Genomic DNA, 22,886 nt, shown 5'->3' with positions numbered 1-22,886 from the left:
CAACCCGATCCTGTAGGAGCCGGCTCGCCGGCGATCCCCAGCCTGCGGCTGGGGGCAACGAACCTGTGATGGAAAATTTAAAGACATGAGCGACCAACAACTCGATACGCAAGCCCTGCAACAGGAAGAAAACTCGCTGATCGCCCTGCGCAAGGAAAAGCTTGCTGCCGAGCGCGCCAAGGGCAATGCCTTCCCCAACGACTTCCGCCGCGAAAACTACTGCGATGCACTGCAGAAACAGTACGCGGACAAGACCAAGGAAGAGCTGGCAGAGGCGGCGATCCCGGTCAAGGTTGCGGGTCGCATCATGCTCAACCGTGGCTCGTTCATGGTGATCCAGGACATGACCGGTCGCATTCAGGTCTACGTCAACCGCAAGACCCTGTCGGAAGAAACCCTGGCCGCGGTGAAAACCTGGGACATGGGCGACATCATCGCTGCCGAAGGTACCCTGGCGCGTTCCGGCAAGGGCGACCTGTACGTCGAGATGACCAACGTCCGCCTGCTGACCAAGTCCCTGCGCCCGCTGCCGGACAAGCACCACGGTCTGACCGACACCGAACAGCGCTATCGCCAGCGCTACGTCGACCTGATCGTCAACGAAGACGTGCGCCAGACCTTCCGCGTGCGTTCGCAAGTCATCGCGCACATACGCAGCTTCCTGATGAAGCGCGACTTCCTCGAAGTCGAGACGCCGATGCTGCAGACCATTCCTGGCGGTGCCGCGGCCAAGCCGTTCGAAACCCACCACAACGCGCTGGACATGGAAATGTTCCTGCGTATCGCGCCGGAGCTGTACCTCAAGCGCCTGGTCGTGGGTGGCTTCGAGAAAGTCTTCGAGATCAACCGCAACTTCCGCAACGAAGGCGTCTCGACCCGCCACAACCCTGAATTCACCATGTTGGAGTTCTACCAGGCTTACGCCGACTACGAAGACAACATGGACCTGACCGAAGAACTGTTCCGTGAACTGGCGCAGCTGGTGCTGGGCAGCACCGACGTGCCATACGGCGACAAGGTGTTCCACTTCGGCGAGCCGTTCGCGCGCCTGTCGGTGTTCGACTCGATCCTCAAGTACAACCCTGAGCTGACCGCCGATGACCTCAACGACATCGACAAGGCCCGTGCCATCGCCAAGAAGGCCGGCGCCAAGGTGCTCGGCTTCGAAGGCCTGGGCAAGCTGCAGGTGATGATTTTCGAAGAGCTGGTCGAGCACAAGCTGGAGCAGCCGCACTTCATTACCCAGTACCCGTTCGAAGTGTCGCCGCTGGCCCGTCGCAACGATGACAACCCGAACGTCACCGACCGCTTCGAACTGTTCATCGGCGGCCGTGAAATCGCCAACGCCTACTCCGAGTTGAACGACGCGGAAGACCAGGCCGAACGCTTCATGGCGCAGGTGGCCGACAAGGACGCCGGCGACGACGAAGCCATGCACTACGACGCCGACTTCGTGCGCGCGCTGGAGTACGGCATGCCGCCAACGGCGGGTGAAGGTATCGGTATCGACCGTCTGGTGATGCTGCTGACCAACTCCCCGTCGATCCGCGACGTGATCCTGTTCCCGCACATGCGGCCACAAGCGTAAGTGTTTCATTAAAAAAGCCGCCTGAAATGGGCGGCTTTTTATTGCCTGTCTGGTACAAACGTATCAAATGGTTACTTTTGAAATGAACAACAGAGGAATGCCTGTCGTGATCGGTGCAATGGCTCAAGAGGGTGCAGCGGGAATCGCCACTGCGGTCGCTGAAAGTGTTCAGTACCAGGGCCGCAAGGCCAGCCGACAGGGCAGTGAGCAGCGTCGACAGGACATTCTCGACGCCGCGATGCGCATTGTCGTGCGTGATGGCGTACGCGCCGTGCGCCACCGCGCGGTGGCCGCCGAGGCCGGTGTGCCGTTGTCGGCCACCACCTATTACTTCAAGGACATCGATGACCTGCTCACCGATACCTTTGCCCAGTACGTCGAGCGCAGCGCGGCGTACATGGCCAAGCTGTGGATCAACAATGAAGGCCTGCTGCGCGACATGGTGGTCAGCGGCGATGGCAGCCCTGAATCGCGCTCGCAACTGGCCGACGATATTGCCCGGCTGATGGCCGACTACGTGCACCGGCAACTGGTCAACCGCCGCGAGCACCTGATGGCCGAGCAGGCATTCCGTCAGGAAGCGCTGCTCAACCCGCGCCTGGCGGAACTGGTGCGTTCGCACCAGCAGATTCTGCTGCAGGGCACCTGCCAGTTGTTTCAGGTGCTAGGCTCGCGGGAACCGCAGCAGGATGCCAAAGTGTTGACGGCGATTATCGGACGGATGGAATATCAGGGCCTGCTCAACGACGCCGAGCCTTTGGCCGAAGAGGACATGCTCGGCATTCTGACGCGGTACATGCACCTGGTCCTGGCCTCGGTCTGACGCCAATCACTGTGGGAGCGAGCCTGCTCGCGAATGCGGTCTGACATTCAACATCTTTGTTGCCTGACACACCGCTTTCGCGAGCAGGCTCGCTGCCACAGGTGAAAGTGGTGATCGTCAGGGCGGGATATGTTCATAGGGAGTATTGGATGAGAGCCTGGCGTGGCGTAATGATCGCCTTGTCGTTCCTGCTGCTCAGTGGTTGCCTGGTGACGTTCAAGGAGCCGCTGGCGGCCAGTGACCCGGCGCCCAAGGGCCTGCTCGGCAAATGGTCGAGCACCAATGCCTGGGGCCAGCCGATGAACCTTGAGCTGTACCGGCTGGGTAACGACCGCTATCAGGCCGTCACCTACTTCCGGGCCAAACCCCGCGAGCGGGAAGCCTATCCGTTCACGGTGTCGCGCCACGGCAACCGCTGGTACCTGTCGGCCAAGGTGCCGGCACGCTACGGTGGGCACTTCACCATCGCCGGTTTCGAACTGACCGACAAACACGAGCTGGTGCTCTATAACCTCGACCTCGAGCAGATCAACCAGGCCATCGCGCAGAAAGCCCTCGACGGCCAGGCGTTCCAGACCGACGACGGCGCCGGGGTGCAGGTCGACAGCAGCCTCGACAAGGTCTTTGCTTACCTCGACGATCCGGCCAACTCCGATGTGTTCGTCGAGGCGGCGCGCTATCAGCGCCAGGCCAGCAGTCAATAATTCAGTACGTCACGTTTTCTACAGGAGTTTCGGGTGGACGATTACCAGCAGACGATACGCACGCTGTCCGATCGCATTGTCCTGGCACAGACGCCGATCCGCGTCCTCGATGCGGTCAAGTGGGACGAGAACATCCGCAAGGGCTTTCTCAAGGCCAAGGGCAAGGAAATGCCGGCGGTGGATCGCGACTACTACCTCAATCGGCCGCTGTCCTTCGATTCGAGCAAGGTCAAACTGGAATTCCAGAACATCGAGCGCGACATCACCCGCCAGCTCGGCCAGTTCAACCCGGTCGGGCAGATCATGCGCCGCATGTGCAAGGAATACCGCATGGTGGTGCGCATGCTCGAAGCGCGCGGCACCGAGGACTTCGGCCTGATCTCGCAAGAGCTGTACGGCGCCGCCTCCGATGCGTTCCACGCCGGTGACCCGACCCTGGCCGACCTCGGCCTGATGATGTCCGACTACCTGAACAACATCGACGGCCGGGGCGACCTCAAGGACGAGCCGAAGATCCTCACTGCCAAGGATGCCGTGCATCTGCTGCAGACCCGTCTGAACAAGGTGTTCGGCGAGGCGGAAGAAACCATCCGCGTGTTCGAGTCCGACGGCATCGTCGCCGACGCGGCGGCGGGTGCCGACTACATCAAGATCCGCACCGACGCACTGTTCAACGACCGTGACGTGCGGGCGCTGGAGGTCCACGAAGGCCTGGTGCACGTCGGTACTACCCTCAATGGCCTGAACCAGCCGATCTGCACCTTCCTGTCCAAGGGCCCGCCCTCGTCGACGGTGACCCAGGAAGGCCTGGCGATCCTGATGGAAATCATCACCTTCGCCTCCTACCCGAGCCGCCTGCGCAAACTGACCAACCGCACCCGCGCCATTCATATGGTCGAGGAGGGCGCGGACTTCCTGCAGATCTTCGAGTTCTTCCGCGAGCAGGGCTTCGAAATGGCGGAAAGCTATGGCAATGCCAGTCGGGTTTTCCGTGGCTCGACGCCGACCGGTCTGCCATTCACCAAAGACTTGTCCTACCTCAAGGGCTTCATCATGGTTTACAACTACATTCAGTTGGCCGTGCGCAAGGGCAAGCTCGAGCAGATTCCGCTGTTGTTCTGTGGCAAGACCACGCTGGAGGACATGCGTACCTTGCGTCAGCTGGTGGATGAAGGCCTGGTGGTGCCGCCGAAGTACCTGCCGGAGCAGTTCCGCGACATGAACGCGCTGTCGGCGTGGATGTGCTTCTCGAACTTCCTCAACCATCTGAGCCTGGATCGGATCGAGGCGGATTACTCCAATATCCTTTGAGCAACCAATATCCCCTGTGGGAGCGAGCCTGCTCGCGAAGGCGAGTTCATATCCAACATCAGTGTTGGCTGACACACCGCTTTCGCGAGCAGGCTCGCTCCCACAGTTTCGATTTGTGTTTGGCCCACTATCTTCGCGAGGTTTCACCGGATGAGAATCCTCGGCATCCTTTGCCTGCTTCTGACCCTCGGCGGTTGCAGTTCGCTGTTGTTCTACCCCGAGCCCGGCCAGATCTTCACCCCGGAAAAGGCCAAGCTCGAATTTCGCACCGTGACCCTGACCACCGCCGACGGCCTCAGGCTGAACGCCTGGTGGCTGCCGGCCAAGCCCGGAGTCGAGGTCAAGGGCACCGTCCTGCATCTGCACGGCAACGGCGGCAATCTGCCGATGCACCTGGGCGGCAGCTGGTGGTTGCCGAAAAACGGCTACCAGGTGTTGCTGGTGGACTATCGCGGCTACGGTCTGTCCGAGGGCGAGCCGTCGCTGCCGGCGATCTATCAGGACATCGATGCTGCGTTCGCCTGGCTGGACAAGGCCCCCGAAGTCAAAGGCAAGCCGCTGATCCTCCTCGGCCAGAGCCTCGGCGGCTCGATGGCCGTGCATTGGCTGGTGCAACACCCCGAACGTCAGAAACAACTCAAAGCCCTGGTGCTCGACGGCGTGCCGGCGAGTTACCGCAGCGTCGGCCAGTACGCCCTCAGCACTTCGTGGCTGACCTGGCCGTTGCAAGTGCCGCTGTCGTGGCTGGTGCCGGACGGCGACAGCGCGATCAACTCGATGGCGCAGCTCAACGGCGTACCGAAGCTGATCTTCCACAGCATCGACGATCCACTGGTACCGGTTTCCAATGGCCTGCGCCTTTATCAGGCAGCGCCGCCGCCGCGCGTGCTGCAACTGACCCGCGGTGGCCATGTGCAGACCTTCGGTGACCCGGTGTGGCGCCAGGTGATGCTGCGCTACCTCGACGATCCCGAGCATTTCAACGGCCTGCGCCGTCTCGGCGAAATCCCCAATTATCCGCAACCCGCGAATTCTGAAGACGAACCCCCAGAGAGCCCGCAATGAGTGAAGAACGTAACGCCATCCCGCTGATCATCACCGGTATCTGCAGCATCCTCGGCACCGTCGGTGCCCTGTGGTACTACGGCTACCTGCACTTCGCCAAACCCGAGGATGCGTTGCTGCTCAACGAATTCACCATGCTCAAGACCGTGCCTGGCGAAGACTACAAAGTCTCCCTCGACCCGGCGCCGCAAGTGGCGCAGTGCATCGATGGCGTGCTGGTACTGTTCGACACCGAACAGAAAGGCCTCACGGGCGTGCTGATCAATGCGCAGAAAAAAGCCGTGCGCTGCATGGGCCAGGAAACCCCGCAGAAGCTGCAAGAGTGATCCAGCAGGCCCTGCCTTCACCCTAATCCTCTCCCGGAGAGAGGGGACTGACCGAGGTGTCTGCCGCTATCCATCGACCTGAAAGAAGTGCGCCGATTATGGATTCGGCGACGCACGTTCAGGTCGTCGAACCTGCCTGGCATCCCCCAATCGGCGCCCTCTCCCTCGGGGGGAGCGCGTTTTACGGGCAAAAAAAAGCCCCGCCTGAGCGAATCAGGCGGGGCTTTTGCGTTACTGCGTGAAGCTTAGTTCGAGCTGACTGCCGAACGTGGCATCACTGGCTGGTTGTCGTTGGAAATGGTCACTTCCACACGACGGTTCATCGCACGACCGGAAACGCTGCCGTTGTCGGCAACCGGGTATTCCTTACCGTAACCCTGAACCACGATGCGCGAAGGATCTACGCCCATCTTGATCAGAGCGACCTGGACCGACGTCGCGCGACGCTCGGACAGCGACTGGTTGTACGAAGCCGAACCGGTGCTGTCGGTGTAACCCTCGACGATCACTTTGCGATCTGGGTTTTCCTGAAGGAACTGCGCCAGTTTGTTGATGTTGACCAGGCCGCTGGATTTCAGGTCGGCCTTGTTGGTCGCAAACAGCACGTCACCGAAAGTCACCAGCGTACCGCGATCGGTCTGCTTGGCGTTGAGGCTGTCCTGCAGCTGCTTGATCTGCTGGTCGCGAGCGTCCAGACGGGCCTGGGCACGTTGGGCGGCGGCGTTCTTCAGGTTGTTCTCAGCGGTACGCAGAGCGATGGTCTGCTTGGCCACTTCGACGCGTTGGTTGGTCAGGTAGGCCAGTTGGTCAACCTTGGCAGCGTCCTGTTTATCCAGGTAAGCCTTGTCGGCCTTGTCCAGGTAATCGCTGGCGTCCTTGGTTTCCAAGGCAGCGACTTTGCTGGCCTGTGGGTTGGCCTGCAGGCCGGCGTAGTTGGTGCGCGCCTGTTCCAGGTTCGGGTTAGGCGGGGTGGAGCACGCAGCCAGGGCAACACTTGCGGCCAGCAGAGCGGGGATCATCAATTGTTTACGCATGTTCGTTCGTCCTTTCTATCGATAAGAGTTTCAGCCTTGCGGTCGGGATGCGCGCTTACTGCACGGTGCGCTGACTTTCCTGACGCAGTTCCTGAACACCTTTCTGGGAATCCTTCACAGCCTGTTCGGCTTTCATGGCCTGAGCCTTGCGTTCGGCGACGCGAGCGTCCCATTCGGCTTGCTCGGCCAGAGTGCGGGCCTCTTCATACTTCTTGTCGTGCATGGCGATTTCCGCTTGTTTGAGCTTGTCCTGCGCCTGCTTCATTTCCACCGCAGCGAATTCGGTACCGCCGGCGCTGACGGCGCTGTTGACCGCCGACTGGGTCACGGCGTATTGCTCGGTCGGTGGGTTACCGGCGCAACCGGCCAGCACGAAGCTGGTGCCGATGGCCAGGGCAGCCAGTTTCAGACCGCGCAGGTGTGAGAACGAGGATTGGGTCTTCATGGTCTTCAACTCCATTGTTTAACTCCTGATAAAACCGAAAATCCATCCTGGTCGAGGAGCCGCAAGCGTCATGTGAAAGCGCGTTTTTGAAACGCTCGTTCCAGGCGTGGTTACCTGTTCCGACCAAAGGCATTTTTCAAAAGTTCAGAAAAGATGGCCCATCGCCCAAATTTTTTTTGACCAGACAGACAAGGCTCTAAACCGGGAACTTTGGAGGCGGGGAGAGGTACGCGCGAGGGAAAAATCGACGATTTTTGAAGTTCTACGCAGTCAATATGTGAGCGAGCCTGCTCGCGAAAGCAGTCTGTCAGACACTGTGGAAGTGACTGTTCTGACGCTATCGCGAGCAGGCTCGCTCCCACCTTTGATGGGGTGTATCAGTGTTTTTGCTTGCCGTCGGCGGCCGATAGGTCATGCAGATGACGCCGCGACAGGGCGAGGAAGCGCGGCGTTGGGCCGACGTCTTCGTAGAGCGGATCGCCTTCTTCGTCGGTGGCCACCACGGTCGAGCCTTTGACATACGGCAGGCTCGCCTCGAACTCTTCGAGGGCGGCGCCGATCAGTTCGCCGAGCAGTTCTTCGGGGTGGCGCTTGGGGTACATCTCGGCAATCGCTGCCAGGCGAGCGGCAGCCTCCACATCCAGATGAATCGTGTAGCCGGTGTCGGTCAGGCGACCTTTGGCGTTTTCTTCCCAATGCTGGGCGAGTTCACGGATTTTCATAAAAACCTCATGGCACACCTGCTCATGGCAGGTACGGGTGAGTGTCCGGCGGGGCCGGCGGCAAGCCGTCGTGCGGCTTACTGTTGAGACTAGCTCCAAGCCACAAGGTTTAAAGTCACTTCGTCGTTTGCTTGTAAGAAGCGCTGCACAGCGGCACTCTCTTGCTTCGAAGCGCTACTTTCCATGCAACCGGGATAACTGCTGGAGCACTGCTGATGACCGATATTGATGCACGCTTGCGCGAGGACGTTCACCTGCTCGGCGAGCTGTTGGGCAACACCATCCGTGACCAGTACGGCGAGGGGTTTCTCGACAAGATCGAGCAGATCCGCAAGGGCGCCAAGGCCGACCGTCGAGGTTCGATGGATGCCGAACTCAGCGCCAGCCTCAATCAATTGAGCGAGGACGAGTTGCTCCCGGTGGCGCGGGCGTTCAACCAGTTTCTCAACCTGGCGAACATCGCCGAGCAGTACCAGTTGATTCATCGCCGCGAGGAAAGCCAGCCCGCGCCGTTCGAGTCTCGGGTACTGCCGGAACTGCTCGCCCGCCTGCGTGCCGAAGGCCACAGCGCCGACTCCCTGGCCCGGCAGCTGGCGCGGCTGGAGATCGAACTGGTACTGACCGCGCACCCCACCGAAGTGGCGCGGCGCACGCTGATCCAGAAATACGACGCGATTGCCGCGCAACTGGCGGCGCAGGATCACCGCGACCTGACCGGCGCCGAGCGGGCGCAGATCCACACCACCCTGCAACGTTTGATCGCCGAGGCCTGGCACACCGAGGAGATCCGCCGCACCCGGCCGACCCCGGTGGACGAAGCCAAGTGGGGCTTTGCGGTGATCGAGCATTCGCTGTGGCAGGCGATTCCCAACCACATGCGCAAGGCCGATCAGGCCCTGTACGCCGCCACGGGCCTGCATCTGCCGCTGGAGGCTGCGCCGATCCGCTTCGCTTCATGGATGGGCGGCGACCGCGACGGCAACCCCAATGTCACCGCCGCCGTGACGCGCGAGGTGCTGCTGCTGGCGCGCTGGATGGCGGCCGACCTGTACCTGCGTGACGTCGATCACCTGGCGGCCGAACTGTCCATGCAGCAGGCCAGCGCCGCCCTCAAGGCTCAGGCCGGTGACAGCGCCGAACCCTATCGTGCGGTGCTCAAGCAACTGCGCGAACGCCTGCGCGCCACGCGCAACTGGGCACATGCCTCGTTGACGGCGACCACCCCGGCACCGGCCGACGTGCTGCACAACAACCGCGACCTGCTCGACCCGCTGGAGCTGTGCTATCACTCGCTGCACGAGTGCGGCATGGGCGTGATCGCTGACGGGCCGCTGCTCGACTGCTTGCGCCGGGCGGTGACGTTCGGCCTGTTCCTGGTGCGCCTCGACGTGCGCCAGGATGCCTCGCGCCACAGCGCCGCGATGAGCGAAATCACCGATTACCTCGGCCTTGGCCGTTACGAAGACTGGGACGAAGAACAACGCATCAGTTTCCTCACCCGCGAACTGAGCAACCGCCGGCCGCTGCTGCCGGCGCATTTCAAGCCTTCGCAGGACACCGCCGAAGTGCTCGCCACCTGTAAGGAAATCGCTGCTGCACCGGGCGCTTCGCTGGGCTCGTACGTGATCTCCATGGCCGGTGCGGCTTCCGATGTGCTGGCGGTGCAACTGCTGCTCAAGGAGTGCGGGGTACTGCGGCCGATGCGCGTGGTACCGCTGTTCGAAACCCTCGCCGACCTCGACAACGCCGGCCCGGTGATCGAGCGCCTGTTGCTGCTGCCGGGCTACCGCGCGCGGCTGCAAGGCCCGCAGGAAGTGATGATCGGTTACTCCGATTCGGCCAAGGATGCTGGCACCACGGCAGCGGCGTGGGCGCAATACCGCGCGCAGGAACGTCTGGTGGAAATCTGTCGCGAGCAGCAGGTCGAACTGCTGCTGTTCCACGGTCGCGGCGGCACCGTCGGCCGTGGCGGTGGCCCGGCGCATGCGGCGATTCTGTCCCAGCCGCCGGGGTCGGTAGCGGGGCGTTTCCGCACCACCGAGCAGGGGGAAATGATCCGTTTCAAATTCGGCCTGCCGGACATCGCCGAACAGAACCTCAATCTGTACCTCGCGGCAGTGCTTGAAGCGACGCTGCTGCCACCGCCGCCACCGACGGCCGAGTGGCGTCACCTGATGGACGAACTGGCGGCTGATGGCGTCAGTGCCTACCGCGCCGTGGTGCGGGAAAATCCGCAGTTCGTCGAGTACTTCCGCCAGTCCACGCCGGAGCAGGAACTCGGTCGCCTGCCGCTGGGCAGCCGCCCGGCCAAGCGCCGTGCCGGGGGCATCGAGAGCCTGCGGGCGATTCCGTGGATTTTCGGCTGGACCCAGACGCGCCTGATGCTGCCCGCCTGGCTCGGCTGGGAAACCGCGCTGAGCAACGCCCTGGCGCGTGGCGAAGGTGAATTGCTGGGGCAGATGCGCGAGCAGTGGCCGTTCTTCCGCACCCGCATCGACATGCTGGAAATGGTCCTGGCCAAGGCCGACGCCGACATTGCGTTGTCCTACGACGAGCGACTGGTCGAGTCGGACTTGTTACCTTTGGGTGTGCATTTACGCGACCTATTGTCGCAGGCTTGTTCCGTAGTCCTTGGCCTGACCGGTCAGTCGCAGCTGCTGGCACATAGCCCTGACACCCTCGAATTCATCCGTCTGCGCAACACTTATCTGGACCCGCTACATCTATTGCAGGCCGAGTTGCTCGCCCGTTCGCGGCAGCAGAATGTCGAGCAGGGCAGCCCGGTGGAGCAGGCGCTGCTGGTGTCTGTGGCGGGGATTGCCGCCGGTTTGCGAAATACCGGCTAAGGTTTGCCGGCAGGGGCGAGGCACCCGCCAGACGTGGTGGGCGCTGTTTGCGGCGGGTCGTAAAAGTACGGTCAGGCGACAGTTAATGATGGGGTTGCGACTTGGCCAACCCTGTCGCAGGGTCGCCGCAGGCGGCGGTTTCTCCGACTTTTGGCGTCTTGTGTGGGCGCAGCCTGCTGTGTATCTTGATCAGCCTTTGGCCGTTTGGGCGGCCACGACCCGTTTTTTCAGGATTCGCCCCCGATGGCGAATCCTTTGTTTTGCAAAGCTTTCTATAAAAAAATTGAGGAGCACATCTAATGCGCGTCATTCTGCTGGGAGCTCCCGGGGCCGGTAAAGGTACTCAGGCTAAGTTCATCACCGAAAAATTCGGCATTCCGCAAATCTCCACCGGCGACATGCTGCGTGCCGCGGTCAAGGCCGGCACCGAACTGGGCCTCAAGGCCAAGAGCATCATGGACGCCGGCGGCCTGGTGTCGGATGACCTGATCATCGCCCTGGTCAAGGACCGCATCGCCCAGGCTGACTGCGCCAACGGTTTCCTGTTCGACGGCTTCCCGCGCACCATTCCGCAGGCTGAAGCCCTGGTAACGGCCGGTGTCGAACTGGACGCCGTGGTCGAGATCGCGGTCGAGGACGAAGAGATCGTTCAGCGTATCGCCGGTCGTCGCGTTCACGAGGCCAGCGGCCGCGTTTATCACGTCGTCTACAACCCGCCGAAAATCGCCGGCAAGGACGACATCACCGGTGAAGAACTGGTCCAGCGCAAGGACGACACCGAAGAAACCGTGCGTCATCGCCTGTCGGTCTACCATTCGCAGACCAAGCCGCTGGTGGACTTCTACCAGAAGCTGTCGGCCGCCAACGGCAAGCCCAAGTACAGCCACATCGAAGGTGTCGGTTCGGTTGAAGCGATCACCGCCAAGGTGCTTGCGGCCCTGAGCTGAAAAACCTGAGTTGCAGCATCATCCACGGCCCGCTTGCGGGCCGTAGTTGTTTATACTGGCGCACTTTTCCCACCTGATTTACGGACACATCGATGAGCACCTTGCTGGCCCTGGACACCGCGACTGAAGCTTGCTCCGTTGCCTTGCTGCATGACGGCAAGGTCACGAGCCATTACGAGGTGATCCCGCGCCTGCACGCGCAGAAACTGCTGCCGATGATCCAGCAATTGCTGGCCGACGCCGGCACCACGCTGCAGGCCGTCGACGCCATCGCTTTCGGCCGGGGCCCCGGCGCCTTCACTGGCGTGCGCATCGCCATCGGTGTGGTGCAGGGGCTGGCATTTGCCCTTGATCGGCCGGTGCTGCCGGTGTCGAACCTGGCAGTGCTGGCGCAGCGCGCCTTGCGCGAGCACGGCGTGAGCCAGGTCGCCGCCGCCATCGATGCGCGCATGGACGAAGTGTATTGGGGCTGCTATCGCGAGACGGCGGGGGAGATGCGTCTGCTCGGTGCCGAGGCGGTACTGCCACCGGAGGTCGCCGCGCTGCCGGCCGATGCCAGTGGCGAATGGTTCGGTGCGGGCACCGGTTGGGGCTACGGCGAGCGCATCGCGGTCAGTCTGAGCGGCTCCGACGCCGGCATGCTGCCCCACGCCGAAGACCTGCTGACCCTGGCACGCTTTGCCTGGGAGCGCGGCGAGGCGATTGTGGCGGACGATGCACAGCCGGTTTACCTGCGCGACAAAGTCGCCACGCCCAAGGCTCGCTGAGCCTTTAAACGAACACCGCCAGCGCCTACCGGGATCGCACGCTTGCCCAGGCGCTGCCGCGAGCTGGGCGCTTGTGCTTTTGCCAGAAGCCAATCGTCAGTTTCTAACCCCGCGCTTTAAACCTTTTGTCTTTTATGTGTTCTAGTTATCACTCGGCGGTTTGCTAAGTTGGTCAGGTGCCGCTAAATTGCCATCATCGATACCGAGCATGACTTTATGCGTATAGACGGCGTTTCCACTCATTCGTACCCCATCAAGCGCAAGCCTCGCAAAGGCAACGCAGCGCTGGATGAGCCTGTCGACGATATCGACGGCGAGCTGGAATTTCCCACCGAAGAGCAATTGGCTGCGCGTGCCGCCAAGGCCACTGCGCAACGCCTGAGCAATCTGCCTGCCCGTCAACAAGACATGATTTATCACCGCGCGATGAAGAAGAGCGTGGCCATGGCATTGGCCAGCTACTTGAGCACCGCCGGGTTTGTCGATTGGGACGCTGACGTGCTGGGCCTCGATCTGTACATCTGATGGATCTGCCTTACTACCTCGGCTGCCCGTCCTGGAGTGAAAGCGCCTGGCGCGAGTACCTGTATCCCGCAGACGCCAGGACCAGCGATTTCCTCGGGCTGTACTGCCAGGTATTCAACGCCGTGGAGGGCAACACGACCTTCTACGCCAGCCCTTCGCCGGCCACGGTGCAACGTTGGGCCGAGGTCATGCCCGAGCATTTCCGTTTTACCGCCAAGTTTCCCGGTGACATCAGTCACGGCGGCGACCTGCGCGAGCACCTGAGCGCCGCCGAAACCTTCATCCAGTTGCTCAGCCCTCTGGGCGAGCGGGTTTCGCCGTTGTGGCTGCAATTGTCGAAGAGTTTCACCCCGCAGCGTCTGCCGGAACTCGCGGCGTTCATCGATGCGCTCGACCAGCCGCTGGCGGTGGAAGTCCGGCACGAGCAGTTCTTCGCCAAAGGTGAGAGCGAGCGCCTGCTCAATCGACTGTTGCTCGATCGCGGTGTCGAGCGCATTTGCCTTGATCCACGCGCGTTGTTCAGCTGCCTGTCGACCGAATCCTCGGTGATTCACGCGCAGTCGAAAAAGCCCCGGGTGCCGACCCGTCCGGCGGCGTTTACCCAGCATCCGCAGGTGCGCTTCATCGGCCATCCCGAACTCGAGGCGAACGATCCGTTCCTAGTGCCATGGGTAGCAAAAATCGCCGAGTGGATCGAAGAGGGGCGCACGCCGTACATCTTCCTGCACACCGCCGACAACCTGCTGGCGGCAAAACTGGCGCAACGTTTTCACGCACAATTGATGCAACGTTTGCCTGGTCTGCCGTCCCTGCCTGAGCTATACAGAGAGCCCGCCGCCGAGCAACTTGGCTTGCTCTGAAGCGCACCGTTCCCCCGCTCAGGAGCCTGCCAATGGACGCGCAAACCCGTAAAGCCGAAGCCTTCAAAGCCCTGCATGAGCGCAATGAGATTTTCGTCATTCCCAATCCGTGGGATGCGGGCTCGGCGAAGATGCTCGCCAGCCTTGGCTATCAGGCGCTGGCGAGCACCAGTGCCGGCTATGCGTTCTCCCAGGGCAAAGCGGATGGCGCCCTAAGCCTCGACGAAACCCTGGCCAATGTCCGCGCGCTGGTCGCGGCCAGCGATCTGCCGGTGGCGGTGGACCTGGAAAACGGTTTCGCCGACGCCCCGGCCGAATCGGCGCAGAGCCTCATTCGTGCGGCCGAGGCCGGTGCGGTGGGCGGCTCGATCGAAGACGCCACTGGCCGCGCGGATGCGCCGATCTATTGCTTCGAACACGCCGTGGCGCGCATTGAAGCCGCTGTCGCCGCCGTGCGCACACTGGCGTTTCCCTTCATCCTGACCGCCCGCGCGGAAAACTACCTGCACGGCAAGCCGGATCTCGACGACACCATCCGCCGCTTGCAGGCTTTCGCCGAGGCAGGTGCCGATGTGCTCTATGCACCGGGCCTGCGCAGTGCCGAAGAAGTCCTCGCCGTGGTGCGCGCGGTGGCGCCGAAACCGGTCAATGTGCTGATGTCCGGCGGCCTGAAGCTGACCGTGCAGCAATTGGCGGCAATGGGCGTGCGCCGGGTCAGCACCGGCTCGGCGCTGGCACTGGCGGCGTACGGTGAGTTCTTCCGCGCAGCGGAGGAAATCCAGCAGTCCGGCACCTTCGGGTTTACCGCACAGTCCATGCCGTACGCCCAGGCCAATCAGTTCTTCGGGTGAGCAGGGGGCGCTGGCTGGCGCTGTCAGCGCTGCTGCTGATCGGCGGCGCGCTGCTTGGCGTCTGGCGTGGTTGGATCGAGGTGGCGCCCGAGTGGAATCCCTGGGCGCCGCTGGACGTCAAGGCGCCGCCCAACTGGCTGACCGGCTACAAGCTCACGCGCCTGCGCGGTGATGCGGCTTTATGCGAGCAAGCCTTGCGCAGCTCGAGCCTGCGGGTTACGCCGCAGGCCGACAGCCCCGATGCCAAGTGCCCATTGATCGCCGCTGTGCGCGTGCAGGGTGGCGAGGTGGCGCTGAGCAGCAGCTTTCTTGCCAGCTGTCCGCTGGCGGTGGCTTACGCGATGTTCGAGCGCCACACGCTGCAACCGGCGGCGCGCGAGGTTTACGGGCAACCGGTGACGCGGCTCGAGCACCTCGGCAGTTTCGCCTGTCGCAATGTTTATAACCGTGAGAGCGGGGCGCTCAGTCGGCATGCCAGTGCCGATGCGCTGGACATCAGCGGTTTTCGGCTGGCGGACGGGCGCAGCATCAGCGTGCTCAAGGACTGGCCGAAACAGAATCAGGATGCGCAGTTTCTGCGTCAGGTGCGCGATGGCGCCTGCGAGGCGTTCAGTGTGGTGTTGAGTCCGGACTACAACGCCGCCCACCGCAATCACTTTCATGTCGATGTCGGGCGCTGGAGCGTGTGTCGCTGAGGGATCAGGCGGCGAGGCGCAGGTTCTGCAGCACGATCGGGCGCGCCCAGCCGTTATCGAAGTCCAGTGCCTTCTGCTGCTCGACGATTTCTTCCGGCGGGAACGGTGGATAAGGTTTTTGCAGCAAGTCGAGGTCGAATTCGGCAATCGGCAAGTACAGCGGCTTCTTCTGCGGCGCCGGGCCAGGCTCTGGCACAGGCTGACCGCTGTTGATCACGATCGGGCGAACCCAGCTGCTGTCGAAGTCCTGCTGCTCTTGCTGAGCCTTGAGTTCTTCTGGCGGGAACGGTGGGAACGGCTTGTCCAGCAGATCGGTTTCGAACTCGGCGATTGGCAGGAACAGCGGCTCCGGCGGACGCACTTCGGTCTCGACCACGTCGCACTGACGCTGCTCGATGATGTGCGCGTGCAGCTCGCTGCCCAGGGTCGGTTCTTCCGGGCTGTTCAGGTCAACCGGTGGAAAGGTGCCACAGGCCGGCACCACATCGCTCGATTGTTCGGCCAGGGCCTGGGCAAAGAAATCCTGCCACAGGTGACTGACGCCGCCCAATGCTTGAGTGTTATGACGGCTGAAGTCGCCCTTGGGCGAAATGTAGCCAATCGATGTGGGAAGAATGCCTGACATTTTTTTCGGTTGACGCTCAGCTCTGGCAAAATGCGCGTTGATTGGTTTATCGGCCACTTTTTGCCGATCCTTAACTTTTTTGAGCGTGTTTTCATGATTGAGCAACCCGCGGCCTGCCGCATCCATGTCCAGGCCCTCGGCCCGACGTTTGAAGCGCAAGCCGAGCAATGGGCCGAGCGCCTGGGCCTGCCGCTGCAGGTGGACGACGGCGAGTTCGCCTTGCAGGTGGGCGAGCAGGGTTTGCAGCTGCAGCAGCTCGGCTCGGATGCGCCGGGACCGGTGCGGGTGGACTTTGTCGAGGGCGGTGCGGCGCATCGGCGTCTGTACGGCGGCGGCAGCGGGCAGATGATCGCCAAGGCGGTCGGCATCGCTCAAGGCGTGCGCCCACGGGTGCTGGACGCCACGGCGGGGTTGGGCAAGGACGCGTTCGTTCTGGCCAGTCTGGGCTGTGAAATGAGCCTGATCGAGCGTCAGCCGCTGATCGGGGCGCTGCTGGAGGATGGTCTGGCGCGGGCCGCGGAAGATTTCGACGTGGCGCCGATCGTGGCGCGGATGAAGCTGCTCAAGGGTAACTCGATCGAGGTCATGCGCAACTGGGAGGGCGAGCCGCCGCAGGTGATCTACCTCGACCCGATGTTCCCGCATCGCGAGAAAACCGCGCTGGTGAAAAAGGAAATGCGCCTGTTCCGGCCGCTGGTCGGGGATGACCCGGATGCGCCGGCACTGCTGGAGGCGGCGCTGGCATTGGCGACGCACCGGGTGGTGGTCAAGCGCCCGCGCAAGGCGCCGTGCATAGAGGGGCCGAAGCCGAGCCATGCGCTGGATGGCAAATCCAGTCGGTATGACATCTACCCGAAGAAGGCACTCAAGGGCTGAGACCGGGTCGCCGCCTTCGCGAGCAGGCTCGCTCCCACATTGGAATGCATTTCAAATGTGGGAGCGAGCCTGCTCGCGAAGGGGGGTAGACCAATCACCAGGTCTCTAGGGTCTGTAAGCCCGCATGAACAACCCCACTACCTCCTGCACATGACTCTCTGCAGCCTCTTCGCTCAGCGGCTCGCCGCAGCAATACAGCAAACGAAAATTCCCCGCGCCCTTGAGCAGGCAGAAGAAATGCTCGGCCGCATTACGTGGCTGGTCGATGCTCAGCGCACCGGTCTCGTCGATGCGTTTGAGCAGCCGTTCCATGCCTTGCACCATGCGCTCTGGGCCGGCCTCGAAGAAAATCTGCGACAGCTTCGGATCTTGCGTGCCCAGCGCCATCATCAAGCGGTGCAGATTCACCGACTCGTCGCTGTTGATCAGGTGGTGGAAGCCCCTGGCAATGTTCAGCAACACATTTTCCACGGGGATGCCGTCGGGCAATTCGAAGAACAGCGGCGGTAACTGCTCCTCGCATTTGGCCATCACGGCGGAGGAGAACAGCGTTTCCTTGTCGTTGAAATGGCTGTAGACCGTCAGCTTTGAAACGCCGGCAGCCGTAGCCACCGCGTCCATGCTGGTGTTGGCATAGCCATGACTGAGAAACAGGACTTTCGCCGCATCGAGAATGGCCTGGCGCTTGGCCAGATCCTTCGGGCGACCCGGGCCGTTTGGAGCTGCAAGATTGTTCGACATTCTTCGCTTTTAATACTGGACTGGTGAGTTTGCTATTAATAACATACCGGCCAGTATAATTATTCCAAGCACCATTAGCGAAAGGTCCGTCACCATGTTCCGCCATGCGTTGTCCTTTACGTTGCCAGTCAGTCTGGCTTTTTTATTGTCCGCATGCGGTCAGGAAGAGGCGACGCAGGTTGCCATACGCCCGGCCATGGTGGTGCAGCCAGAGCCTTCGGCGCAGGCGCTGGAAAGTTATCCGGGCGAGGTGCGCGCCCGTTACGAGCCGGACCTGGCGTTCCGTATCGGCGGCAAGGTCAGCCGACGACTGGTCGAGGAAGGTCAGCGGGTGAAGGCCGACCAGCCGTTGGCCGAGCTCGACCCGCAGGACGTGCGCCTGCAACTGGAAGCCACGCGCGCCCAGGTCACCGCCGCCGAAGCCAACCTCAATCTGGTGCGCGCCGAGCGCGACCGCTACAAGACCCTGATGGAGCGGCAGATGGTCAGCCGCTCGGCCTACGACAACGCAGAAAACCTCTATCGCTCCGGCGAAGCCCGCCTCAAACAGATCAAGGCCGAATTCAACGTCTCCAACAACCAGGCCAGCTACGCCGTGCTGCGTGCGCCGCAGGACGGCGTAGTGGCCAAGCGTTCGGTGGAAGTCGGGCAAGTGGTCGCTGCCGGCCAGACCGTGTTCACCCTGGCTACCGACGGCGAACGCGAAGTGCTGATCAGCCTGCCGGAGCAGAGCTTCGGACGCTTCAAGGTCGGCCAGCCTGTCACGGTGGAACTGTGGACCCAGCCCAACCAACGCTTTGCCGGGCAGATCCGCGAACTGTCGCCGGCCGCCGATCCGAAATCGCGCACCTTCGCCGCCCGCATTGCCTTCACTGCCGGCAAGGTTCCCGCCGAACTCGGTCAGAGCGCCCGGGTGTTCGTGCAGAGCACTGAAAGCGTGCCGCTGTCGGTGCCGCTGTCGGCACTCAGCGCCGAAAACGGCGCGACTTACGTCTGGGTGGTCAAGGCCGACAACACGCTGAAAAAGACCCCGGTGCGCATTGGCCCGTTCGGCGAGAAAAGCGTGCCGGTGCTCGAAGGTCTGAACGCCAGCGACTGGGTGGTGGCCGCCGGCGTCCATGTCTTGCTCGAAGGGCAGCAGGTGCGTCCGGTGGACCGCGCCAACCGCGTGGTCAATCTGGCGGACAAGGAGTAAGTCCCGATGGGTTTCAATCTTTCCGCCTGGGCGCTGCGCAATCGCCAGATCGTACTGTTCCTGATGCTTTTGCTGGCGATCGTCGGCGCCTTGTCCTACACCAAGCTGGGGCAGAGCGAAGACCCGCCGTTCACCTTCAAAGCCATGGTGATCCAGACCCGCTGGCCGGGCGCCACGGCCCAGGAAGTCTCGCGCCAGGTCACCGAACGCATCGAAAAGAAGCTGATGGAAACCGGCGAGTACGAGCGCATTGTCTCGTTCTCCCGCCCCGGTGAATCGCAGGTCACGTTCATTGCCCGCGACTCGATGCACTCGGTGCAGATTCCGGAGCTCTGGTATCAGGTGCGCAAGAAGGTCAGCGACATTCGCCAGACCCTGCCGCCGGGTATTCAGGGCCCGTTTTTCAATGACGAATTCGGCACCACGTTCGGCAATATCTATGCGCTGACCGGCGACGGTTTTGACTATGCGGTGCTCAAGGATTACGCCGATCGCATCCAGATCCAGCTGCAACGGGTCAGGGACGTGGGCAAGGTCGAACTGCTCGGGCTGCAGGACGAGAAGATCTGGGTCGAGCTGTCCAACGTCAAACTCGCCACCCTCGGCTTGCCGCTGGCGGCGGTGCAGCAGGCGCTGGAAGAGCAGAACGCGGTGTCCACCGCGGGCTTCTTCGAAACCGGCAGCGAGCGTTTGCAGCTACGGGTTTCGGGGAATTTTCAGACGGTCGACGAGATCAGGAACTTCCCGATCCGCGTCGGCGACCGGACGTTCCGCATCGCCGATGTCGCCGACGTGCGCCGCGGTTTCAACGATCCACCGGCACCGCGCATGCGCTTCATGGGCGAGGACGCCATCGGCCTTGCGGTGGCGATGAAGGACGGCGGCGACATTCTGGTGCTGGGCAAGGCGCTGGAAATCGAATTCGCCCGCATTCAGAAAAACCTTCCGGCCGGCATGCAGCTGCGCAAAGTCTCGGATCAGCCGGCGGCGGTGAAATCCGGGGTCGGCGAGTTCGTCCAGGTGTTGGTCGAGGCCCTGGCCATCGTCTTGCTGGTGAGCTTCTTCTCTCTCGGCGTGCGCACCGGCATGGTGGTGGCGCTGACCATTCCCCTGGTGCTGGCGATGACGTTCGCCTGCATGTATTACCTGGGCATCGGCCTGCACAAGATTTCCCTCGGCGCACTGGTACTGGCGCTGGGGCTGCTGGTGGACGATGCGATCATCGCCGTGGAAATGATGGCGATCAAAATGGAGCAGGGCTTCGACCGGATCAAGGCCGCCAGTTACGCCTGGACCAGCACCGCGTTCCCGATGCTCACCGGTACGCTGATCACCGCCGCCGGGTTCCTGCCGATTGCCACCGCGCAGTCCGGCACCGGCGAATACACCCGCTCGATCTTCCAGGTGGTGACCATCGCCTTGCTCGCTTCGTGGGTGGCGGCGGTGGTGTTTGTGCCATACCTGGGGGAAAGACTCCTGCCGGATCTGGCGAAAATTCATGCGGCCAAACACGGCAGCGGTGACGGCCAGCCCGACCCTTACGCCACGCCGTTCTACCAGCGGGTGCGCCGTGTGGTGGAGTGGTGCGTGCGCCGCCGCAAAACCGTGATCGTGCTGACCGTGGGGTTGTTTATCGCGTCGGTGATGCTGTTCCGTTTCGTACCGCAGCAGTTTTTCCCGGCCTCCAACCGCCTGGAGCTGATGGTTGACCTGAAACTCGCCGAAGGCGCGTCCCTGAGCAATACCGCCGCCGAGGTCAAGCGCCTGGAGGCGCTGCTCAAGGACCATGCCGGCATCGACAACTATGTGGCCTACGTCGGCACCGGTTCGCCGCGCTTCTACCTGCCGCTGGACCAGCAATTGCCGGCGGCGAGTTTTGCCCAGTTTGTCGTGCTGGCAAAAACCATCGAGGAACGCGAAGCGCTGCGCACCTGGCTGATCGACACGCTCAACGAGCAATTCCCGGCGCTGCGCTCGCGGGTCACGCGCCTGGAGAATGGCCCGCCGGTCGGCTATCCGGTGCAGTTCCGCGTCACCGGCGAGCACATCGATGAAGTCCGTGCGCTGGCGCGCAAGGTCGCCGCCAAAGTCCGCGAGAACCCGCACGTGGTCAATGTCCACCTCGACTGGGAAGAGCCGAGCAAGGTGGTGTACCTGAACGTCGATCAGGATCGCGCCCGTGCCCTGGGCGTGAGCACGGCGAACCTGGCGAAATTCCTCCAGAGTTCGCTGACCGGCTCCAGCGTCAGCCAGTACCGCGAGGACAACGAACTGATCGAAATCCTCCTGCGCGGCACCGTGCATGAGCGCACCGAGCTGTCGCTGCTGCCGAGCCTGGCGGTGCCGACCGACAACGGTCGCAGTGTCGCGCTGTCGCAGATCGCTACCCTGGAATACGGTTTCGAAGAAGGCATCATCTGGCACCGCAACCGCCTGCCGAACGTTACGGTGCGCGCCGATATCTACGGCAAGGAGCAACCGGCGACGCTGGTCAAACAGATTCTGCCGACGCTCGATCCGATCCGCGCCGAGCTGCCGGATGGCTATCTGCTCGATGTCGGCGGCACCGTGGAAGATTCCGAGCGCGGGCAGAAATCGGTCAACGCCGGGGTGCCGATGTTCATCGTCGTGGTGCTGACCTTGCTGATGGTGCAGCTGCGCAGTTTCTCGCGCACGGCGATGGTATTTCTGACCGCGCCGCTGGGGCTGATCGGGGTCACGCTGTTCCTGATGGTGTTCCGTCAGCCGTTCGGTTTTGTGGCCATGCTGGGGACGATTGCGCTGTCGGGGATGATCATGCGCAACTCGGTCATCCTGGTCGATCAGATCGAGCAGGATATCGCGGCCGGGCTCAAGCCCTGGCAGGCGATCATCGAGGCGACCGTGCGCCGGTTCCGGCCGATTGTGCTGACGGCGCTGGCGGCGGTGCTGGCGATGATTCCGCTGTCGCGCAGCGTGTTTTTCGGGCCGATGGCGGTGGCGATCATGGGCGGCCTGATCGTGGCGACGGCGCTGACGCTGCTGTTTCTGCCGGCGTTGTATGCAGCCTGGTTCAGGGTTCGCAAGGACGCCGGTTGATCCTGCGCGGCCTTGGGGTCGGGTAGCCTGGCCTGGCTTGCGCGGCGTTCTTGCCCCTCGCCCTCTGGGAGAGGGCGAGGGCGGAGCGACCATCCAAGCCGCCTGCCACAAAAAAGCCCGCTGGACCTGTGAGGTGCAGCGGGCTTTTCCTGGTGCGGCCGTTACAGCGTGCCGAACACTTTCTTCGCCAGACTGGTCGCCGCAGCGGCCGGGTTCTTGCGCAGGGTTTCTTCCTGTTTGCCGATCATCTCGAACAGGCCGTTGAGTGCCTGTTCGGTCACGTAGCTTTCGATGTTGGCGCTCTTGGCATCGACCACGCCGAGGGTCGCCGCCTGGCCGGCGAAGCTGTTGTATTTCTGCGCCACGCCGACTTTATCGGTGGCTTGCTTGACGATCGGCAGGAACTTGGCGCGGATCTGCTCGCGGCTGGACTTGTCCAGGTACTGGGTGGCCGAATCGCTGCCGCCGCTGAGGATACCCTTGGCGTCGGCCACGCTCATTTTCTTCACGGCGTCGACGAGGATCGGCTGGGCCTGGGTCACGGCGCTTTCCGCGGCCTTGTTCATGGCGGTTTCCAGTTCATCGACCTGGGCGCCCATGCCGAAGGCTTTCATCTTGCCGGCGACTTTGCCGAGTTTGCCCGGCAGTTCGATCTTCACCTCGGGGTTGTTACTGAAACCGCCCGGGGTACCGAGTTGCTTGACTGCCAGTTGTGCACCCTGGGTCAGGGCGTCCTTGAGGCCGCCAGTAGCGTCCTGTTGCGACAGGTCGCTGAGGGACAGGGCCAGGGCGCTGGCGGAAATCATCAGGCCTGCGCACAGGCCGGCGAAGCGAAGGGTAGGGCGGAGCATGGCAGCTTCCT

At 62.5% G+C, this 22,886-nt stretch carries 22 protein-coding genes; 16 read left to right on the top strand and 6 right to left on the bottom strand.

All coding sequences use genetic code 11. The features are described 5' to 3' along the window. Nucleotides 1-85 precede the first annotated feature (85 nt). The 6 genes from lysS to QRN70_RS10235 all read left to right on the top strand — a co-directional run bounded on the left by lysS (nucleotide 86) and on the right by QRN70_RS10235 (nucleotide 5,817). Nucleotides 86-1,588, top strand: a complete 1,503-nt coding sequence (lysS, locus tag QRN70_RS10260) for a lysine--tRNA ligase (RefSeq protein ID WP_285417449.1) — start codon at nucleotides 86-88, stop codon at nucleotides 1,586-1,588. A gap of 118 nt (nucleotides 1,589-1,706) precedes the next feature. Then, nucleotides 1,707-2,411 (top strand): TetR/AcrR family transcriptional regulator, encoded by a 705-nt coding sequence (locus QRN70_RS10255; protein WP_285417448.1) that lies wholly within the window; start codon nucleotides 1,707-1,709, stop codon nucleotides 2,409-2,411. A gap of 149 nt (nucleotides 2,412-2,560) precedes the next feature. Then, complete coding sequence (locus tag QRN70_RS10250) at nucleotides 2,561-3,115, top strand: hypothetical protein (RefSeq protein WP_285417447.1); 555 nt, start codon at nucleotides 2,561-2,563, stop codon at nucleotides 3,113-3,115. A gap of 33 nt (nucleotides 3,116-3,148) precedes the next feature. After that, nucleotides 3,149-4,426, top strand: coding sequence for a flavohemoglobin expression-modulating QEGLA motif protein (locus QRN70_RS10245; RefSeq protein ID WP_285417446.1), 1,278 nt, complete (start codon nucleotides 3,149-3,151; stop codon nucleotides 4,424-4,426). A gap of 150 nt (nucleotides 4,427-4,576) precedes the next feature. Continuing rightward, a complete protein-coding gene (locus QRN70_RS10240) occupies nucleotides 4,577-5,491 on the top strand; it encodes an alpha/beta hydrolase (protein ID WP_285417444.1) in 915 nt (304 codons plus the stop codon). Then, nucleotides 5,488-5,817 (top strand): PA3694 family proteiin, encoded by a 330-nt coding sequence (locus QRN70_RS10235; protein WP_285417442.1) that lies wholly within the window; start codon nucleotides 5,488-5,490, stop codon nucleotides 5,815-5,817. Before QRN70_RS10240 ends, QRN70_RS10235 begins: the two co-directional genes overlap by 4 nt. A gap of 245 nt (nucleotides 5,818-6,062) precedes the next feature. Here QRN70_RS10235 and lptF read toward each other — a convergent pair whose 3' ends face one another. The 3 genes from lptF to QRN70_RS10220 all read right to left on the bottom strand — a co-directional run bounded on the left by lptF (nucleotide 6,063) and on the right by QRN70_RS10220 (nucleotide 8,018). After that, nucleotides 6,063-6,851, bottom strand: a complete 789-nt coding sequence (lptF, locus tag QRN70_RS10230) for a lipotoxin F family OmpA-related lipoprotein LptF (protein ID WP_285417441.1) — start codon at nucleotides 6,849-6,851, stop codon at nucleotides 6,063-6,065. Between the two features lie 55 nt (nucleotides 6,852-6,906). After that, nucleotides 6,907-7,311, bottom strand: coding sequence for a DUF4398 domain-containing protein (locus tag QRN70_RS10225; protein ID WP_285417440.1), 405 nt, complete (start codon nucleotides 7,309-7,311; stop codon nucleotides 6,907-6,909). Nucleotides 7,312-7,673: 362 nt separating this feature from the next. Beyond that, nucleotides 7,674-8,018 carry a pilin assembly protein gene (locus QRN70_RS10220; protein WP_103303065.1) on the bottom strand — a complete coding sequence of 115 codons (345 nt, stop codon included), beginning with the start codon at nucleotides 8,016-8,018 and terminating at the stop codon, nucleotides 7,674-7,676. 215 nt (nucleotides 8,019-8,233) lie between these two features. Here QRN70_RS10220 and ppc point away from each other — a divergent pair, with 215 nt between their 5' ends. The 7 genes from ppc (at nucleotide 8,234) to QRN70_RS10185 (ending at nucleotide 15,509) form a co-directional block, all read left to right on the top strand. Next, nucleotides 8,234-10,864, top strand: a complete 2,631-nt coding sequence (ppc, locus tag QRN70_RS10215) for a phosphoenolpyruvate carboxylase (RefSeq protein ID WP_285417439.1) — start codon at nucleotides 8,234-8,236, stop codon at nucleotides 10,862-10,864. A gap of 299 nt (nucleotides 10,865-11,163) precedes the next feature. Continuing rightward, the gene (gene adk, locus QRN70_RS10210) at nucleotides 11,164-11,811 is read left to right on the top strand and encodes an adenylate kinase (RefSeq protein WP_285417437.1); all 648 of its coding nucleotides are present in this window, start codon (nucleotides 11,164-11,166) and stop codon (nucleotides 11,809-11,811) included. Nucleotides 11,812-11,903: 92 nt separating this feature from the next. Further along, nucleotides 11,904-12,578: a tRNA (adenosine(37)-N6)-threonylcarbamoyltransferase complex dimerization subunit type 1 TsaB gene (tsaB, locus tag QRN70_RS10205; protein WP_285417436.1), complete on the top strand. Its 675-nt coding sequence runs from the start codon at nucleotides 11,904-11,906 to the stop codon at nucleotides 12,576-12,578. Nucleotides 12,579-12,794: 216 nt separating this feature from the next. Further along, nucleotides 12,795-13,103, top strand: a complete 309-nt coding sequence (locus QRN70_RS10200; RefSeq protein WP_285417435.1) for a hypothetical protein — start codon at nucleotides 12,795-12,797, stop codon at nucleotides 13,101-13,103. After that, nucleotides 13,103-13,963 carry a DUF72 domain-containing protein gene (locus QRN70_RS10195; RefSeq protein WP_285417433.1) on the top strand — a complete coding sequence of 287 codons (861 nt, stop codon included), beginning with the start codon at nucleotides 13,103-13,105 and terminating at the stop codon, nucleotides 13,961-13,963. Before QRN70_RS10200 ends, QRN70_RS10195 begins: the two co-directional genes overlap by 1 nt. A gap of 32 nt (nucleotides 13,964-13,995) precedes the next feature. Further along, a complete protein-coding gene (locus QRN70_RS10190) occupies nucleotides 13,996-14,814 on the top strand; it encodes an isocitrate lyase/PEP mutase family protein (protein ID WP_285417431.1) in 819 nt (272 codons plus the stop codon). After that, on the top strand, nucleotides 14,811-15,509 hold the full coding sequence (locus QRN70_RS10185; protein ID WP_285417430.1) for an extensin-like domain-containing protein: 699 nt from the start codon (nucleotides 14,811-14,813) through the stop codon (nucleotides 15,507-15,509). The genes QRN70_RS10190 and QRN70_RS10185 overlap by 4 nt, the downstream gene beginning before the upstream one ends. A 4-nt stretch (nucleotides 15,510-15,513) precedes the next feature. On the opposite strand, the gene QRN70_RS10180 is transcribed toward QRN70_RS10185, so the two are convergent. Continuing rightward, complete coding sequence (locus QRN70_RS10180) at nucleotides 15,514-16,134, bottom strand: energy transducer TonB (protein WP_285417429.1); 621 nt, start codon at nucleotides 16,132-16,134, stop codon at nucleotides 15,514-15,516. A 93-nt stretch (nucleotides 16,135-16,227) separates the two neighbouring features. Here QRN70_RS10180 and QRN70_RS10175 point away from each other — a divergent pair, with 93 nt between their 5' ends. After that, a complete protein-coding gene (locus QRN70_RS10175; protein WP_502941553.1) occupies nucleotides 16,228-17,010 on the top strand; it encodes a class I SAM-dependent methyltransferase in 783 nt (260 codons plus the stop codon). Nucleotides 17,011-17,115: 105 nt separating this feature from the next. Here the strand turns inward: QRN70_RS10175 and QRN70_RS10170 are convergent, their stop codons facing one another. After that, nucleotides 17,116-17,751: a TetR/AcrR family transcriptional regulator gene (locus QRN70_RS10170; RefSeq protein WP_285417428.1), complete on the bottom strand. Its 636-nt coding sequence runs from the start codon at nucleotides 17,749-17,751 to the stop codon at nucleotides 17,116-17,118. Between the two features lie 94 nt (nucleotides 17,752-17,845). Here QRN70_RS10170 and QRN70_RS10165 point away from each other — a divergent pair, with 94 nt between their 5' ends. Both QRN70_RS10165 and QRN70_RS10160 read left to right on the top strand, forming a co-directional pair. Continuing rightward, nucleotides 17,846-18,946 (top strand): efflux RND transporter periplasmic adaptor subunit, encoded by a 1,101-nt coding sequence (locus tag QRN70_RS10165; RefSeq protein WP_285417426.1) that lies wholly within the window; start codon nucleotides 17,846-17,848, stop codon nucleotides 18,944-18,946. Nucleotides 18,947-18,952: 6 nt separating this feature from the next. Further along, nucleotides 18,953-22,024 carry an efflux RND transporter permease subunit gene (locus QRN70_RS10160; protein WP_285417424.1) on the top strand — a complete coding sequence of 1,024 codons (3,072 nt, stop codon included), beginning with the start codon at nucleotides 18,953-18,955 and terminating at the stop codon, nucleotides 22,022-22,024. A gap of 161 nt (nucleotides 22,025-22,185) precedes the next feature. Here QRN70_RS10160 and QRN70_RS10155 read toward each other — a convergent pair whose 3' ends face one another. Further along, on the bottom strand, nucleotides 22,186-22,875 hold the full coding sequence (locus QRN70_RS10155) for a DUF4197 domain-containing protein (RefSeq protein WP_285417422.1): 690 nt from the start codon (nucleotides 22,873-22,875) through the stop codon (nucleotides 22,186-22,188). Nucleotides 22,876-22,886 lie beyond the last annotated feature (11 nt).

The organism is Pseudomonas sp. efr-133-TYG-5 (assembly GCF_030209175.1).
In the GTDB taxonomy this organism is placed as follows: domain Bacteria; phylum Pseudomonadota; class Gammaproteobacteria; order Pseudomonadales; family Pseudomonadaceae; genus Aquipseudomonas.
Note: the sequence above shows the minus strand (reverse complement) of the source record. Positions and strands in the feature narration are given on the sequence as shown.

Excerpts from the sequence above, each read along its gene's own strand:
- QRN70_RS10200 (WP_285417435.1), top strand. The coding sequence starts at position 12,795 with ATGCGTATAGACGGCGTTTCCACTCATTCGTACCCCATCAAGCGCAAG.
- QRN70_RS10170 (WP_285417428.1), bottom strand. The coding sequence starts at position 17,751 with ATGTCGAACAATCTTGCAGCTCCAAACGGCCCGGGTCGCCCGAAGGAT.
- adk (WP_285417437.1), top strand. The coding sequence starts at position 11,164 with ATGCGCGTCATTCTGCTGGGAGCTCCCGGGGCCGGTAAAGGTACTCAG.
- QRN70_RS10240 (WP_285417444.1), top strand. The coding sequence starts at position 4,577 with ATGAGAATCCTCGGCATCCTTTGCCTGCTTCTGACCCTCGGCGGTTGC.
- lptF (WP_285417441.1), bottom strand. The coding sequence starts at position 6,851 with ATGCGTAAACAATTGATGATCCCCGCTCTGCTGGCCGCAAGTGTTGCC.
- QRN70_RS10180 (WP_285417429.1), bottom strand. The coding sequence starts at position 16,134 with ATGTCAGGCATTCTTCCCACATCGATTGGCTACATTTCGCCCAAGGGC.
- ppc (WP_285417439.1), top strand. The coding sequence starts at position 8,234 with ATGACCGATATTGATGCACGCTTGCGCGAGGACGTTCACCTGCTCGGC.
- QRN70_RS10235 (WP_285417442.1), top strand. The coding sequence starts at position 5,488 with ATGAGTGAAGAACGTAACGCCATCCCGCTGATCATCACCGGTATCTGC.
- QRN70_RS10160 (WP_285417424.1), top strand. The coding sequence starts at position 18,953 with ATGGGTTTCAATCTTTCCGCCTGGGCGCTGCGCAATCGCCAGATCGTA.
- tsaB (WP_285417436.1), top strand. The coding sequence starts at position 11,904 with ATGAGCACCTTGCTGGCCCTGGACACCGCGACTGAAGCTTGCTCCGTT.
- QRN70_RS10175 (WP_502941553.1), top strand. The coding sequence starts at position 16,228 with ATGATTGAGCAACCCGCGGCCTGCCGCATCCATGTCCAGGCCCTCGGC.
- QRN70_RS10250 (WP_285417447.1), top strand. The coding sequence starts at position 2,561 with ATGAGAGCCTGGCGTGGCGTAATGATCGCCTTGTCGTTCCTGCTGCTC.
- QRN70_RS10225 (WP_285417440.1), bottom strand. The coding sequence starts at position 7,311 with ATGGAGTTGAAGACCATGAAGACCCAATCCTCGTTCTCACACCTGCGC.
- QRN70_RS10165 (WP_285417426.1), top strand. The coding sequence starts at position 17,846 with ATGTTCCGCCATGCGTTGTCCTTTACGTTGCCAGTCAGTCTGGCTTTT.
- QRN70_RS10155 (WP_285417422.1), bottom strand. The coding sequence starts at position 22,875 with ATGCTCCGCCCTACCCTTCGCTTCGCCGGCCTGTGCGCAGGCCTGATG.
- QRN70_RS10190 (WP_285417431.1), top strand. The coding sequence starts at position 13,996 with ATGGACGCGCAAACCCGTAAAGCCGAAGCCTTCAAAGCCCTGCATGAG.
- QRN70_RS10255 (WP_285417448.1), top strand. The coding sequence starts at position 1,707 with ATGGCTCAAGAGGGTGCAGCGGGAATCGCCACTGCGGTCGCTGAAAGT.
- lysS (WP_285417449.1), top strand. The coding sequence starts at position 86 with ATGAGCGACCAACAACTCGATACGCAAGCCCTGCAACAGGAAGAAAAC.
- QRN70_RS10220 (WP_103303065.1), bottom strand. The coding sequence starts at position 8,018 with ATGAAAATCCGTGAACTCGCCCAGCATTGGGAAGAAAACGCCAAAGGT.
- QRN70_RS10195 (WP_285417433.1), top strand. The coding sequence starts at position 13,103 with ATGGATCTGCCTTACTACCTCGGCTGCCCGTCCTGGAGTGAAAGCGCC.